This is a genomic window from Anaerophaga thermohalophila DSM 12881 (assembly GCF_000191885.1).
GTDB lineage: Bacteria > Bacteroidota > Bacteroidia > Bacteroidales > Marinilabiliaceae > Anaerophaga > Anaerophaga thermohalophila.
The window spans coordinates 1-15,670 of the sequence record NZ_AEWI01000055.1 but is presented as its reverse complement, the minus strand read 5'-3'; the positions used below and the strand labels follow the sequence as shown (position 1 = coordinate 15,670).

Sequence of the window (15,670 nt, the reverse complement as noted above, 5' to 3'; positions counted from 1 at the left end):
CTGACAACTAACACATTAACAACTTTAACAACTTTAACAATTCTAACAGCCGTAACAATTTATTAAATGTAAGATGAAAGGAACAGGACAACGTTTTGCCACTATCAGAACATGTATAAGTTCTTGCATGCGAGTTCCATCCGACCTTAATAAATAAATTTTATACGGATGAAATAAAAATCTATTGTTGTTTCTCTTTATCCAAAACCTCTATGATCTTCTTTTCCAGCTCTTCGGCCAGCTCGGGGTTATCGCGGATTACATCTTTCACTGCTTCACGCCCCTGTCCCAGCTTGGTATCTCCGTAGCTGAACCAAGACCCACTCTTTTTAATAATGCCATGTTCCACACCGAGATCAATAATTTCGCCAATCTTAGAAATACCTTCACCATACATTATGTCAAACTCGGCCTTTCGAAAGGGAGGTGCCACTTTGTTCTTCACAACTTTCACACGGGTATGATTACCAACCACCTCATCACCGTTCTTGATTTGAGTAACCCGGCGAATATCCAACCGGACTGATGCATAAAACTTAAGTGCATTTCCCCCGGTGGTGGTTTCGGGATTTCCAAACATCACACCAATTTTCTCACGTAACTGGTTGATAAATATACAACAGGTATTGGTCTTGCTGATATTGGATGTAAGTTTTCGCAATGCCTGTGACATCAGGCGTGCCTGCAGTCCCATCTTATTATCACCCATTTCTCCCTCGATTTCAGCCTTTGGTGTAAGAGCTGCTACCGAGTCGACCACTACCAGATCAATGGCTGATGAACGAATCAGCTGATCGGCAATTTCAAGCGCTTGTTCACCATTATCAGGCTGCGAGATGAGCAGGTTCTCAACATCCACTCCGAGTTTTTCTGCATAAAAACGATCAAAGGCATGCTCTGCGTCAATAATAGCAGCAATGCCACCGAGTTTTTGAACTTCGGCCATGGCATGAATGGCCAGGGTTGTTTTTCCTGATGACTCCGGTCCGTATATTTCGATCACCCTTCCGCGTGGATAACCTCCTACGCCAAGCGCCCGGTCAAGTCCAATGGATCCGGACGAAAAGGAAGGCACATTTTCGGCTACCGACTCTCCCATGCGCATAATAGCTCCCTTACCATAGGTTTTATCAATTTTATCCATGGTAAGCTGAAGTGCTTTCAACTTTTCGGCATTCACCTTTTTAGCTTCCTGTTGCTTCTTTTCCGTTTTTTCCTGTTGCTGTTCGGCCATGTTTAAATTCTCTGTTTAGCGATTCAAATTGTCTGAACGGACAATTGGTCTTCCAATAAATTACGTCAAACCACGCTTTTTATCCCTATCCCCCGATATACAAAGGATTACGAGATAAATATCCGTTCATTTTAAACCTTAAAGATAACCATAAATATTAAAGATTCAACTCGGAAAATATTTGTTCGGAATGTTCTTTGGTTTTCACGTTATCGAAAATCTTCTCTATTACTCCATTCTCGTCGATGATAAAAGTAGTTCGAACAACACCCATATATGATTTACCATACATTTTTTTCTCGGCCCATACCCCGTATTTTTGAAGAATTTCTTTTTCGGGGTCGGCTATAAGGTCAAATTTCAGCCCGTGTTTATCGATAAATTTACGATGAGACGCCTCACCATCGGGGCTTACACCGATAATCCTGAATCCTTTTTCAGCAAATTCATCCAAATGATCGTTCAAATTGCATGCTTCGGCAGTACATCCCGAAGTGTTATCTTTCGGATAAAAATATAAAACAACTTTTTGTCCTTCAAAATCACTCAGCGAAATTTCTTTTCCGTCCTGGTTCTTACCGGTAAAGGCAGGTGCCTTTTGTCCTTCTGCAAGTTTTGTCATAGCGTTACCGTTTTTAGTTTATATCAAAACACTAATATCGCAGTTTTGTTCTTGATACATAAATCTTGAAATTGTCAATCTGATTGTTGCAAAAAATGATAGTGAAGAATCCATATATTATGATAGAGTGCAGTATAAAAAGCATATTTTTGTCAAAATCCAGGCGTTTTAAATTTTTGTACCGGAGTTAACTCATTGTTAATGAGGATTTATCCGTATGAAATTTATTTTCAAGGTCGGATGGAACTCGCATGATTGAGTTTTTTTGAGACAATTTTTGTCATGCTCGTTTCGTTGAAGACAAAAAATAATTGCGTAGCAATTAGCTAATCCGACAAATATATGACTTAAGCTTTTTAGTTATTTTTGGCTCCGGCTTGTCCGGGTTAGGGAATTCAACCTTAATGATTAAATTTGATGCCTGAAAAGAGACACATTAAAAGTTGAGTGCGGTATAATAAAGCATATTTTTGTCAAAATCCAGGCGTATTAAATTTTTGTACCGGAGTTAACTTGTTGTTAATGAGAATGCAAAAATTTAAAACAACAACGAGTTTGGCAACAAAGATGCTTTTTAGACCGGGCTCAAAGTTATATTATTTCCCAACCTCATAAACAGACACAAAGCATGAAAATAATTTACACAACAATCATAGCGTTCACATTGTCACTTGGGTGCATCAGTGCCCAGGAAAACCAGGTTTCCCCCGACCAGGCGAGTGAACTGTTTCGCACCGGCAAGTATGGGGAAGCTTTGCCCATGTACCAGCATCTGATCGAACGCTATGACCGTGAGCCTAAATACAATTACTACCTTGGTGTTTGTCTGGTTGAACAACGTCAAAACTACAATGAAGCCATTGAAAGATTGAAATTTGCTTCAAACAGGCGAGTAAGCCGGGACGCCCATTATTATCTTGGAAAGGCATATCAACACACCTATCGCTTTGATTCCGCTATAGAAGAATATGAAGTTTTCCTTAAGTATGCTTCTAACAGCGATCCCCGGAGAGAACTGGCTAAGAGAGCTATTCAGGACTGCGAATCGGCTACCCGTCTGACAAACAAATATTTCAGCATTAAAGTGACAAAAAAGGACACTGTGTCTGAAAATAATTTCATAGCTGCCTACAATTTTCCTGAAGAGTGTGGCACGCTGGCACCGAACAAAACTTTTTTTAAAACCGGCGTGCCTCCTGAAAACATTATGTATCGAACCGAAAAAGGAAACGAAGTATTTTTTGTTCTGGAAGAATCCGACACTGCCACCCACGATCTTTACAAAATGGAACAATTACTCGACCGCTGGAGTGGCAGTAAAAATTTGCGTTCACCGGTTAATTCCGATTATGACGAGCGCACCCCATTTCTAATGGTTGACGGCACCACTTTCTTTTTTGCCTCCGACCGTCCGGGAGGAATGGGCGGCCTCGATATTTACCGCTCAATTTATGATCGGGAAAGCAATTCTTTTTCAGAGCCTGAAAATATAGGGCCTCCATTCAATTCTCCGGCCGACGATTATATGTTTGCCGCTGATCCTTTAGGGCAACAGGCGTGGTTCACCACCAACAGAGGAGTTGCACCCGGTCAGGCAGTTGTTGTCAAACTTGTATGGGACAACACGGTAATTAAAAATCTTGCCGAAAACACCGAACAAATCAGAGAACTGGCAGCGCTACCGTTAGCAATGGGAAATGTCTGGGAAAAGGAACAGGCAAAACAACAGGCCGTACAACAGGTAAACACGGATTCTGAAAGGGAATTTGTATTTCACATCAATGACACAATTGTTTATACAAACTACAATCAATTTTTAAGTGATGCCGCCCGGGCTGAATTTAAGCGGGGTCAGATGGCCGATATGGAAAAAGACAGCCTTGAACAACTAATGCGAAACAAGAGGCAACAATATGCTCAAAGTTACAATCAGGAAGAGCTGACACGACTGATGGATGAAATTCTTAAACTCGAACAAAAGGTTTATGGACAGGATAACCGTGTTAAGCGCCATTTTATCCGTGCCCGTCAACTCGAAACTGAAAAAATCACTCAACTCATCGAAGAAGGAACATACAGGAAAGTAACTCCCGAAAACAATAGCAACAACAGCTCGTTGGAAGATTTGGATCCCGGCGATTTTTCGTTTTTCTCGGATGAAGAATTCAGAAAAAGAAAAGAAAAACTGACCCCTGTCTACCAAAAATATTTCACTCAGGCACAGATCAAAACTTTACAACGCACAGACAGCATGTTTACCTGGGCGAATATATTAAAACTTGAAGCCTCAAACCTTCTCGAACAGTCTGTTAATTACAATGAAGAATCAGAAGAGCGTTCTCTCTTCGGAAAAATTAAAAACACCGATACACTGAACAAAAACCAAACTCCGGATGAAACGAGCCGGCTAATTTCAAAATCCAAAGAGTTACACAAGCAAGCACTGGATATGTATCACGAAGCACTGGATGAAAAGTTCAATATTTATCAACCCAGACTGGAAAAGTTCAGCAAAAACGCTTCCCAACCGGAAATGGAGCAGATTTTTCACCAAGCTCAAAGCTATTTCGAAGATGCCAATAATCAGATTGATAACATGACCATCTGGAATCCGGAAAAATATGAGCAACTGGGCGGCCTGAAAAGACAGGCCATCGAAATGATAGAAAACGAACTTATTAAGCATGCATCGGGACATAGTACTCAAAAAGACGATTTGACTTTGCCATCAACGAAACCGGATAACAACATTCAGAATAATTATCAAACCATCCAAAACAGCAGAACCTCAAGTCAGAACTCGGGCTATGACGCTAAGAACCAGGCAGATGCTGAAACCGTCGTAGAATCTGCATTCACTAAGGTTAATCATGCAACGAAAAATCAACCCCGGAAACCGGTGTTTAAGATACAGATCGGGGTTTTTAAAAATGCTCCTGATTCCGGCGCTTTATCCAAAATTGCAAACATTTCTTCCGTTCCTGTTGCAGGTAAAGACTTGACTAAATATTTTGCCGGTAATTATTCATCCTATGAAGAAGCTTATCACAATGTAGCAGACATCAGGGAAAAAGGTTTTCCCGGAGCTTTTGTCGTCGCTTTCTTAAACGGAGAGCAGATTTCCGTTAATGAAGCAAGAAAGATAACGGGCGAATAGATTATCAGAAGGTTAAGTTCAAAAAATATCTTAGCAATTTGGACCAAGCGAAATTGTCATTCTCTTGTTCCATTGAAATTATTTTCATATTTTACGAAAAATTTCAGGATATGGTACCTTACGATAAAAAAGAGCAGAATCACGGATCAAACAAAGAAAGCATAGGAGAACATGTGTTGGTCCTTCACAATGATAATGTTAATACTTTCGATGATGTTATCGATGCTCTGATGGCATGTTGCCTTCACAACAGTGAACAGGCCGAACAATGTGCCACCCTTACCCACTATAAGGGACACTGTGAAATAAAACGGGGAACCTATAATGAACTCACCGATCTGCAGAAAATGCTCACGGAAAAATCACTAAAAGTCAGTATTGACTAATCATTTGCAATGGCTATCATCATATTACTTATCATAACCGGACTGTTGTTACTCATTCTTGAGTTTTTTGTGGTTCCGGGCATTACCATAGCGGGGATTGGCGGTTTGGGAATGATTGTGGCGGGAATTTTCATGGCCTACGAAATTGATGTTTCTACAGGGCACATCACACTGGGAGCAACACTGATTGCAACCATCATTATTCTATTCTATGCCCTGAGATCAAAAACATGGAATAAAGTGATGTTACAATCAACCATCAACAGCCATGTTGATACAGTCGAAGAAGAATCAATAAAGCCCGGCGACCGTGGTAAAACCATAACCCGTCTGAATCCCGTCGGTAAAGCAAGAGTCAACAATCAGGAAGTTGAAGCCCGCTGTCAGGAACAATTTGTCGATCCCAAAACAGAAATAGAAGTAACGGAAGTTCACAAAACATACATCATTGTTAAACCTGTAAAATAATTACTATGGAAGTATTCGGGACACTCGGCCTTATAGCGGTCATTGTCGTATTATTCTTCGTCATTTTGTATTATGTTCCTGTCATTCTCTGGTTCTCTGCACTTGTTACCGGAGTCAGGATATCTCTCCTGCAGCTGGTACTGATGCGTATCCGTAAGGTGCCACCGGCCATTATTGTGCGAGCCATGATAGAGGCACACAAAGCCGGCCTGCAAACCATAAAACGTGACGAACTGGAAGCTCACTATCTGGCCGGAGGAAACGTCGACAACGTGGTTCATGCCCTTGTATCGGCATCGAAGGCCAACATCGATCTTACATTTCAAATGGGTACTGCCATCGACCTTGCCGGAAGAGATGTATTTGAGGCCGTACAGATGTCGGTAAACCCCAAAGTTATTGACACACCTCCTGTGGCAGCCGTCGCAAAAGACGGAATTCAGCTCATCACCAAAGCCAGGGTTACCGTACGCGCTAACATCAAACAACTGGTCGGGGGTGCCGGTGAAGAAACCGTCCTTGCACGTGTTGGTGAAGGTATCGTCTCATCAATAGGTTCTTCCAGCTCGCACAAGGCTGTACTTGAAAACCCCGACTCCATATCTAAAGTAGTTCTCAGCAAAGGACTTGATGCCGGAACAGCTTTCGAAATCTTATCAATAGATATTGCCGATATAGACATTGGTAAAAATATTGGTGCAGAGCTCCAGACCGACCAGGCCGAGGCTGATAAGAATATCGCCCAGGCCAAAGCAGAAGAACGGAGAGCAATGGCCGTTGCCGAAGAGCAGGAGATGAAAGCCAAAGCACAGGAAGCCCGCGCACACGTTATTGAAGCCGAAGCAGAAGTGCCAAAGGCCATTGCTGAAGCATTCAGATCAGGAAACCTTGGAGTTATGGATTATATGAGATACAAGAACATTGACGCTGACACTCAAATGCGCGATTCCATAGCAAAACCACAGCAACCTGGTCAGTCGAAAGGCAGAAACGCTAACGATAAGGACAAAAATGATAAATAGGACCCGTCGATAAAGTCGGGAAAAGTTGTAACAAATCATCATGTGTCTGTCCGTAAAGTGCCGGTTGCAAGGCTTTCGAAGCCGCCAAAAACGGTGTTTACTCCCCGTAAATGGGTATTTTGACGGCAAGCATAACCCAGCAAATGGTATTTTATGGACAGATACTAATTCATCCGTCTAAAATTTATTTATTAAGGGCGGATGGAGCTCGCATGCAAGAGTTTTATACATGTTCTTTTGTGACAAGCCTTGTCATGCTCGTTTCATCAGTATAAAACAAGTCTAAGTCATTGGCCTGATGGAACTCGCATGAATGAGTTTTATACATGTTCTTTTGTGACAATCTTTCATTCAATAACAAAGAAAGGCCGTCACCCTTAAAGACCGGCCTTACACAAATAAAACCAAACAACGTAGCTATGAAAACATCAAATTTACCAAACAGCGTATTTATTTTCAGCTTATTTATGCTGTCTTTGGCAGGATGTAAACCATCCAAATCAAATCTTGAACTTCCGTCCATCTTTTCGGACAATATTGTTCTTCAGCAAAACACCGATGTGGTAATCAGGGGAAAAGCAAATCCTGGAACAGAGATTAAAGTTTCTGCCGACTGGGGTAGCTCTTCTTCAGCCAAAACCGCAGAAGACGGCAACTGGCAATTAAAGCTTGCCACCACAAAGGCAGGCGGCCCCTATAATCTCTCTATAGTGGCACCGGACACTTCAATCATTATTAAAAATGCTATGCTGGGAGAAGTATGGCTGGCATCGGGGCAGTCAAACATGGAAATGCCCCTCTCCGGATGGCCGCCCAACGATACCATACTTCATTCGGCCGATGTTATTGCCAACTCAGAAAATCCTGAAATCAGAATGTTCACCGTTACCCGTACAACATCAGCAGAACCGTTGGACGATGTTTCCGGCAAGTGGGAAGTTGCCTCACCTGAAAATGCTGACCATTTCAGTGCCACAGCTTACTTCTTTGCAAAAAAGCTAAATCGCGAACTGGGCGTTCCTGTCGGAATCATCCACAGCAGCTGGGGAGGAACCCCTATTGAAGCCTGGATAAGCAATACAACGCTTGCCACTGATAAAGACTTTGCAGATATTACTATGCAATTAAAACAACTTGCTCCACAGGAAAAAGCTTACAATGAATGGCTGAACACGCTGGAATCTGTTACTGTAGTGGCAACGGAAAACAACAAAGAGCCTTTTAAAAACCTGGATGTGTTTGATGATTATTGCAGCGACCCGGCCACCGATACAGAATCATGGAATACAATGGAACTGCCCGGCAATTTTGAGCAAACGACCGGAGATTTAGACGGAGTCATTTGGTTTCGCAAATCATTTGAAATTCCCGCCGAATGGGAAGGGAAAAAACTGATCGTCTCTCTTGGCCCTATCGACGACATGGATGTTACCTACCTCAACGGTGAAAAAATCGGAAGCACCGAAGTTACAGGACAATGGAACCAAGAGCGGATATATACCGTTCCGGCCGGGAAAGTAAAAGCCGGACAGGCTTTACTGGCTGTTAAAGTTATTGACAACCAGGGAGGCGGCGGTATTTACGGCAAGCCTGAGTTATTGAAAGTTTATCCAGAAAACAATAAAACCCGGGCACTGTCTCTTGCCGGTGAATGGAAATATAAAGTTACTGCTCAATTGGAAGGCGATGAATTATTCCTTTTTGACCCCAAAACCGACGTTTACGCTAACCGTCCCGAGCTTTCCATGTCGTTAAGCGCAAACACGCCCACTACCCTTTACAACGGGATGATTGCCCCCTTAACACCTTATACATTGAAAGGCAGCATCTGGTATCAGGGCGAAGCCAATGTCGGACGGGCCAATCAATATCTTCGATTAATGGAATTGCTGATAACCGACTGGCGTCAGCAGTTCAATAATGAAAATATGCCTTTCTACTACGTGCAGCTTGCACCCTGGCATTACAATGAGATTGAAGGAATATCCTCGGCCAACTTACGGGAGGCTCAACGAAGAGCCATGAAAATACCTCATACAGGAATGGCAGTAACCCTCGACATTGGAGATATTAACACCATCCATCCGGCCAACAAAGCTGACGTTGGAAAACGGTTGGCTCTTTGGGCCCTGGCCAATGATTACGGTAAAGACATTGTTTATTCCGGACCTCTTCCCAAAAATGTTGAAGTGCAAAACAACAAAATCATAATCACTTTCACACATGCAGACGAAGGGCTTATTCTTAAAGAAGATGTGGCCAATCAATTTGAGATTGCCGGCGAAAACAGAAAGTTTGTTCCTGCTAAGGTTAATGTCTCTGGGAATAAGCTTGAAGTCTTCTCACCAGAGTTGTCATCGCCCGCGTATGTTCGTTACGCATATAAAAACGGTGCGGAAGCATCGCTGTTTAATGAGGCAGGACTTCCTGCGCCTTCTTTCACCACGGAAGAAAATTTTGAAGATTGAGTGAGCTTCTGAAAGAGCTGTTTTTGTCAAGGTCGAGACGTATAGGTCAGGCATAAATATTACCTGATCTTCATTTATTCACTTGATAATTTGGCAATTCTCGGGGAACCATATCTTTTTTAATATTCTGAAGACAAAAAATTTGGGAGTTAAAGGGCGAATTAATACATTTGCAACCGCAAAGAACGCAAGCCACAACAAGTTGTGGAAAAGTCTTTCAGAACGTTCCCCGGAGAGATGGGTGAGTGGCTGAAACCACCGGTTTGCTAAACCGGCGTACGGGTAATTCCGTACCGGGGGTTCGAATCCCCCTCTCTCCGCAAATCATCGGGGTATAGCACAGCCCGGTTAGTGTGCCTGCTTTGGGAGCAGGAGGTCGCAGGTTCGAATCCTGCTACCCCGACGAATAGGAAATCCAAAAAACATCAAAAGCCTGTAAATCAAATGATTTGTAGGCTTTTTTATTTACAATGAGTCAAAATAAACCATTAAAACCCATGCGAAAAGCAAATGTTTACAGAAATGGTAAATGGGGCGGCACTAACACAGTTTTCAGCAAATGACTACGAATTCCGCTATCGAAACGTAATACCGACTGGGCCAGCACCTGGCACTGCCCGTTGTTGAAAATGATTTCGCCCAACGCCTGTTCCTGTGGGCTGAGTGTAGTTTGCAATTTCTTCTTTTGCGCGGAAACGATCTCTTTTAATTGCATCGGTATATCTGTTTTTTATGAATCTGAATTCAAAGTTGTAAAGCAAGTGTAATGAATACTTTTGATTTAAAACAGCTTTTCTAAAAGTTCCTTTTTCGATAATTGGAAATGGTCGGCAATATCCGACAAAATATTGGAAAGAGTTCCGATTCTCAGAGGCTTATGGTTTGGTATCGAACATGATGAATTCCGTCCTCTTTTGTTGTAAGTCGAATGTGACTTCCTGATTGCCGGGTAATTTAATAACCGAATTTTCCGATTATTTTGATTAATTCATAACCAGTAATATCCCGTGGGATTTTCTTCATGCCGCAAAAACTTCTTCTTTTGTAAAATGTATCCGGATAATCTTTGGGGAATCCTCATCAAAATGGCAATGAATTGCGTCCCGAATGTTTCTTTAATCTCTTCGTAAGTATCTCCTTCTACAAAAATGGAATACCCCAGGGCCCTTCCTTCATATCCCCCCTCAGGTGATTCTTTCACAATAAATATGATCTCATTCATTTTCGTTCAATTTATGAGTGCAGTATAAAAAGCCTTCAAAATGCTGATTTTTACCATTTTTACCCCTAACCCCTAAAGGGGAAATGCTAAAAATCAGCAGTTTGAAAAAGTCCCCTTTAGGGGATTTAGGGGTCAAAAGGCTTTTTAGACTGCACTCATTTATTAAATACAAATATAGTGATTAGTTTTGTGTTTTAAACGGCTGGTTGAAATGGAATAAAATACCTGCAAAAACCTTCTTGCTCGTGGAATTATCAGGCTTTATTTATTGCGATTTTTACCTCGCAAAAAATTGGATACAGGAAAATAATCGAACTGGAAGGGATTGGAAGAATGGGTAATTTAAACGTTGGATGCACATCGAACCGCTTTGATAGCTCTGCTAAAGTTTCCACGCTCCTTGATGGGTGCGATAGCTACTTGGGCCTTAAAGGCAGACGAATGTTTCTTTCTACTTGCTTTCATATCATATTTTAAAGTTATGTTTTTTCAACTTAAATTGTAGTCCGATTTTTGAGAGTGTTATATATACCGGGACAGCCAATGTATTGTCCCAAACTTTAACTAATTTTACCAGAAAGTGAAAAAAATCTAATTGCTGAATTGCTGTTTTTTGTTATTTTTTTTTGTAAAAAAGAAAAAAATTAATAAAATTGCCATTCATTTTTTTGGTTGACCAATTGCTGGCCTTCCAAACTTAATTAAAAATCCAAAAAATTCAATAGCATGAATAAAATAGCCATCTCACTTCTTCTAATAATTTCTACCTTGTCTTGTCAAAATAAGGCTGATAGAGTAATAAAGGTAATTAATAACAAGGAGCTTCAAACTGCCATTGCAAATGCTCAACCAGGCGATGTAATAGAAATGTCCAACGGAATCTGGAGGGATGTTGAAATACTCTTCAAAACAAATGGTACAGAAAAAGCCCCTATCACATTGAAAGCTGAAACACCAGGAAAAGTTTTTATTGAGGGCGTTTCATATCTGAAATTTGGAGGAGACCATCTTATTGTAAAAGACCTGTATTTCAGAAATGGATATACACCGGTAAATACAGTAGTTGACTTTAAACTCAATGAAGAAGTTGTAGCCAATCACTGTAGAATAACCCAATGTGTCATTAAAGATTTCAACCAGCTTTCAAGAGATAAATCTGATCACTGGATCGAATTATGGGGGAAAAACAACCAAATGGATCATTGCTATATCGCAGGAAAATCAAATGAAGGCCCAACCTTACTGGTGGAAATAAAAGGGAATAAAAACATTAGAAATCATCATAAAATAATTCATAATCACTTTGGACCAAGACCCCGTAAAGGAGGCCCTAAGGCAGAAACAATACGACTTGGCGATAGTTCCACTTCAATGTCTCCAAGTAACACATTGGTGGTCAATAATCTTTTTGAAAAATGCAACGGAGAAATAGAAGTAATCTCGAGTAAAACAAACTTTAATGAATTTCGCAATAACGTATTCTTTAAATGTGAAGGGTCATTAGTTACTCGTCATGGTAATTATTGTGTCATTGATGGTAATTTTTTCATTGGAGATGAAAGTTCTCCCAATATCGGGGGAATCAGAATTATTAATACCGGGCACTCAGTTACAAACAACTACTTTATAGACTTAAGAGGAGAAGCATTCCGCAGTCCACTTGCTATTATGAATGGTATCCCCAACTCACCGCTCAACAGATACAATCAGGTAACAGACGTTACCGTTGTATTTAACACATGGGTCAACTGCAAATCCCCTTGGCATATTGGTGTAGGAAATAATATCGATCAAAAAGATGTATTACCTACATCAGAGATCCGCTCTGCCCACCCAATCAGAACAGAGATAGCCAACAACATCCTGTATAACGAAACCGGCGATCCGACGCCTATTGTTGTACATTCGAAAACCGATGGAATAAAGTTCGAATCCAATATCATTAATAATCAGGGCATCTCATTCAAGCATTCTGATTTAATATCAACTAGTAACATTAGATTTTATCCTATTAATGATTACTTATGGGTTCCCAAATCTAAACCCGAAATTGAAGCATATAAAGGGTTCGGATATGACAAAATTTCAAAAGACATTTTCGGGAATTCAAGAACAGGTACTTCCTGGATTGGAGCTATGACGGCTGTTCCTGAAACGCCACAAGAAATACTTGATTACACAAAGTACGGTCCTGATTGGTTTTCACCCGTTCCTGAGAAAACAGAACCATCAGTGTTAAAAGCAAACAGTTACAATATCATTGAAACTTTAGAAAATGCGAAAGAAGGTGATATAATAGAACTTACCTCTGAAAAATATATAATTCAGAAACCCTTGATAATTGATAAAAAAATAACAATCAAATCAGCTGAAAACATCCATGCTATTATTGAATACTCAGGAAATACTGAAACGCCTTTGTTTGCAATGCACCCCAAAGGGGATTTAACACTTCAGGATATTTCAATTTCTGGAAAAGGCAATCAAATAGCTTTTGCCCCACTTAGGAAGAATATGTCAAGTCATTATATGCTTACCGTTAATAATTGTAATATCAGTAATTTCGATTATGTCCTAAAAGCCTACAAAAATAGCTTTGCACAGGAAATTGAATTCAAAAAAACATCAATTAAAGACTGCAATAACGGATTGGAACTATCTGCCGAAAAGGATGACAAAGGAGACTATAATGTAGAATTTCTCACCATTGATAGTTGTTCTTTCAAAAATGTAAGAAAGAATGTCATTGACTATTATCGCGGTGGATATGACGAATCAACTATTGGAGGTAACCTACTGGTTTCCAATAGCCTTTTCCAAAACTGTGGAGATAAGGAAGAGAACAGAATTTTGATCAACACTTATGGAATCATTAATGTTAAAATAAATAATAACACTTTTAAAAATAACCCGGTAAAACTTGTTGCAAGACTTTGGGGGGCAAAAAATAATAGTCATTCAGACAATACCATTGTTAATTCAGGTAAAATAATTGTTGAAGACAACTTAAAGCTAAAACTGATTTACTAACGTTATCAAAATAGCATAATTTTCAGATTCTTTCTTCTTTCTTCAAGAAGAATGATTTTTAATGTGGGAGATTCATGGCTGTTCATTATCACCATGCTTTTTGTTGAATTATAAAGAATTTTCAACAGTTTAAAATAATGAGTGCAGTATAAAAAGCATATTTCTGTCAAAATATAGATGTTATTTTAGATGTTTTAAATTTTGTACCGGAGTTAACTTATTATTAATGAGGACTCAAAAATTTAAAACAACAACGAGTTTGGCAACAAAGATGTTTTTTAGACTGGGCTCAATAATCTAATTAATCACATCAGCACTTTTTGAATAAAACTATCACTTATGTGTAAAAAAATTTTCATTATCCTGATAACCTTACTTATTCATCATGCATCATTTTCCCAGGTTGTTTTAGAGGCCAATGGACCGGGAGACACTTATGAACTTATTAACTCTGTGCTCACTTCGCCCGGCGGTGAAGTTGTTGAGGTCCCTGATTGCGGACACCAGGAATTTGGAAGACACATAGATGAAGTATATGATACAGAACTAAGAAAATATGTGTTTCGTTTTCATATTCATGTTACCCCTGACAACGACAGGTGTATGAACTATGACCGACAAAGAACTGAAATAAAGACTTATGACAAATCACCAGACAATTTAATTGGTACAGAAGGCGAAGTAGTAAGATACAAATGGAAATTTAAGCTGGATAGTGATTTTCAGCCATCAGGTAGCTTTACTCATTTACATCAACTTAAATCAGTGGGAAGCGATGAAGACAGTATGCCTCTCATTACACTCACTGCCAGAAAAGGAACCCCGGATCAGCTGGAGATTAGATATGCTGAAACCTATTCTCAAATTACATTAAAGAAAATAGAATTAGAACCATTAAAAGGAACATGGGTAGAAGTTACAGAAACTGTCACTTATGGGGAAAAAGAAGCCGGTGGTCAATACCATATAGAGATTAAAACAGTGAATGGGAATGAAGAAATATTGAATTATAATAACAACATCAGAACATGGAAAACGGATGCTGATTTTATACGGCCAAAATGGGGTATTTACCGAAGTTTAAATGATAAGGATAACCTTAGAGATGAAATTGTTCTTTTTGCCGACTTCAGTGTTGAGGAAATATGTACCACAATAAACTCTCCTAATGAGACCATCTCTGAGGATAATATATACCCAAATCCTGGAACAGACAGTATATTTTTAAACCCAAATTTAAAAAACATTTACACTAAAATGACCTGTTATGATATAAATGGACGAGTGGTTTTACAAAAAAAAATCACGACACAAGTCATTGATGTTTCTATTTTAAAACCAGGCATATATTTTCTGCATTTCTCAAATAACAATGAAGTAAGTCGGCCTTATAAATTGATTATTTATTAAGAAAATGTTATTTCTGCTAATACAATATAAATCACCTCACCTCTATATTTGAAGATATTAACTTCCACATAATAAAATTCTTAACATTTATGCAAATTAAAAAAACAACATCGGCCAGATAATATTACCATTTTTTTGAATTATTGGACTTAATGTACACTTTAATCATAGATGGTACTAATAATCTGCCAATTAATATCTACTTATGAACCATACATTTATGATAAGCTTTTGGCCTCCTACATATCGTAAAAATAAAAATTGTTCCCACGCTAGGATACCAGCCTGGAAGATGGATATATCTAAGTTCTGATAGAATCTCTGGGAATTACTTGGAACTTCCCGGAAAATTCTGGCAATCGTTAGATTTTTCCCAATTGTGTGGCAAAAAGTCATCCAAGTGTTGGGATCATAATTAATATTGTATTCTACTCCCCATCCTTTGTACCACTTTTTCTTTTTCAAGATGATAATCCATCTCACCCTCTAAAGAAGCATTCACAAGAGCTTGTAATAAATCCGTAAATATACCGCCTTCTCCAACAATAGCTTCACGGTTATACATACGGCGAATATTTCTTCTCGCCGCTCTTTGCCGGGTATTAACCCAACTTGTGAAAAATGCCACCAAAAAAACCAAAAAATGCGCAA

General features: G+C 39.6%; 12 protein-coding genes, 2 tRNA genes and 1 pseudogene. 9 read left to right on the top strand and 6 right to left on the bottom strand.

The genetic code is table 11. The features are described from left to right. Positions 1 to 181 precede the first annotated feature (181 nt). Entirely contained in the window at positions 182 to 1,234 is a 1,053-nt protein-coding gene (gene recA / locus ATH1_RS0113965; protein WP_010422837.1) for a recombinase RecA, read from the bottom strand. Between the two features lie 157 nt (positions 1,235 to 1,391). Further along, the gene (bcp, locus tag ATH1_RS0113960) at positions 1,392 to 1,856 is read right to left on the bottom strand and encodes a thioredoxin-dependent thiol peroxidase (RefSeq protein WP_010422835.1); all 465 of its coding nucleotides are present in this window, start codon (positions 1,854 to 1,856) and stop codon (positions 1,392 to 1,394) included. Between the two features lie 628 nt (positions 1,857 to 2,484). Here bcp and ATH1_RS0113955 point away from each other — a divergent pair. The 7 genes from ATH1_RS0113955 to ATH1_RS0113925 all read left to right on the top strand — a co-directional run bounded on the left by ATH1_RS0113955 (position 2,485) and on the right by ATH1_RS0113925 (position 9,760). Then, positions 2,485 to 5,013, top strand: a complete 2,529-nt coding sequence (locus tag ATH1_RS0113955; protein WP_010422834.1) for a tetratricopeptide repeat protein — start codon at positions 2,485 to 2,487, stop codon at positions 5,011 to 5,013. A gap of 38 nt (positions 5,014 to 5,051) precedes the next feature. Then, on the top strand, positions 5,052 to 5,399 hold the full coding sequence (locus tag ATH1_RS19535; protein ID WP_010422833.1) for an ATP-dependent Clp protease adaptor ClpS: 348 nt from the start codon (positions 5,052 to 5,054) through the stop codon (positions 5,397 to 5,399). Positions 5,400 to 5,408: 9 nt separating this feature from the next. Then, entirely contained in the window at positions 5,409 to 5,867 is a 459-nt protein-coding gene (locus ATH1_RS0113945) for an NfeD family protein (protein ID WP_010422831.1), read from the top strand. Positions 5,868 to 5,872: 5 nt separating this feature from the next. Further along, positions 5,873 to 6,889: a flotillin-like protein FloA gene (gene floA, locus ATH1_RS0113940; RefSeq protein ID WP_010422830.1), complete on the top strand. Its 1,017-nt coding sequence runs from the start codon at positions 5,873 to 5,875 to the stop codon at positions 6,887 to 6,889. A gap of 419 nt (positions 6,890 to 7,308) precedes the next feature. After that, positions 7,309 to 9,357, top strand: a complete 2,049-nt coding sequence (locus ATH1_RS0113935; protein ID WP_010422829.1) for a sialate O-acetylesterase — start codon at positions 7,309 to 7,311, stop codon at positions 9,355 to 9,357. 231 nt (positions 9,358 to 9,588) lie between these two features. Beyond that, a tRNA-Ser gene (locus ATH1_RS0113930) sits at positions 9,589 to 9,677 on the top strand. An 8-nt stretch (positions 9,678 to 9,685) separates the two neighbouring features. Further along, a tRNA-Pro gene (locus tag ATH1_RS0113925) sits at positions 9,686 to 9,760 on the top strand. Between the two features lie 111 nt (positions 9,761 to 9,871). Here the strand turns inward: ATH1_RS0113925 and ATH1_RS0113920 are convergent. The 3 genes from ATH1_RS0113920 to ATH1_RS22635 all read right to left on the bottom strand — a co-directional run bounded on the left by ATH1_RS0113920 (position 9,872) and on the right by ATH1_RS22635 (position 10,751). After that, a complete protein-coding gene (locus tag ATH1_RS0113920; RefSeq protein WP_010422826.1) occupies positions 9,872 to 10,072 on the bottom strand; it encodes a hypothetical protein in 201 nt (66 codons plus the stop codon). Positions 10,073 to 10,345: 273 nt separating this feature from the next. Further along, positions 10,346 to 10,579, bottom strand: coding sequence for a hypothetical protein (locus ATH1_RS19530; protein WP_010422825.1), 234 nt, complete (start codon positions 10,577 to 10,579; stop codon positions 10,346 to 10,348). Continuing rightward, complete coding sequence (locus tag ATH1_RS22635) at positions 10,572 to 10,751, bottom strand: hypothetical protein (RefSeq protein ID WP_081467457.1); 180 nt, start codon at positions 10,749 to 10,751, stop codon at positions 10,572 to 10,574. Before ATH1_RS22635 ends, ATH1_RS19530 begins: the two co-directional genes overlap by 8 nt. A 554-nt stretch (positions 10,752 to 11,305) precedes the next feature. On the opposite strand from ATH1_RS22635, the gene ATH1_RS0113910 reads away from it, so the two are divergent. Together ATH1_RS0113910 and ATH1_RS0113905 are read left to right on the top strand one after the other, a co-directional pair. Next, on the top strand, positions 11,306 to 13,609 hold the full coding sequence (locus ATH1_RS0113910; protein WP_010422823.1) for a chondroitinase-B domain-containing protein: 2,304 nt from the start codon (positions 11,306 to 11,308) through the stop codon (positions 13,607 to 13,609). A gap of 339 nt (positions 13,610 to 13,948) precedes the next feature. Beyond that, the gene (locus tag ATH1_RS0113905) at positions 13,949 to 15,019 is read left to right on the top strand and encodes a T9SS type A sorting domain-containing protein (protein WP_010422822.1); all 1,071 of its coding nucleotides are present in this window, start codon (positions 13,949 to 13,951) and stop codon (positions 15,017 to 15,019) included. Between the two features lie 451 nt (positions 15,020 to 15,470). Here ATH1_RS0113905 and ATH1_RS21650 read toward each other — a convergent pair. Continuing rightward, positions 15,471 to 15,664 (bottom strand): annotated as a pseudogene (locus tag ATH1_RS21650) (hypothetical protein); the annotation flags it as partial. Positions 15,665 to 15,670: the final 6 nt, after the last annotated feature.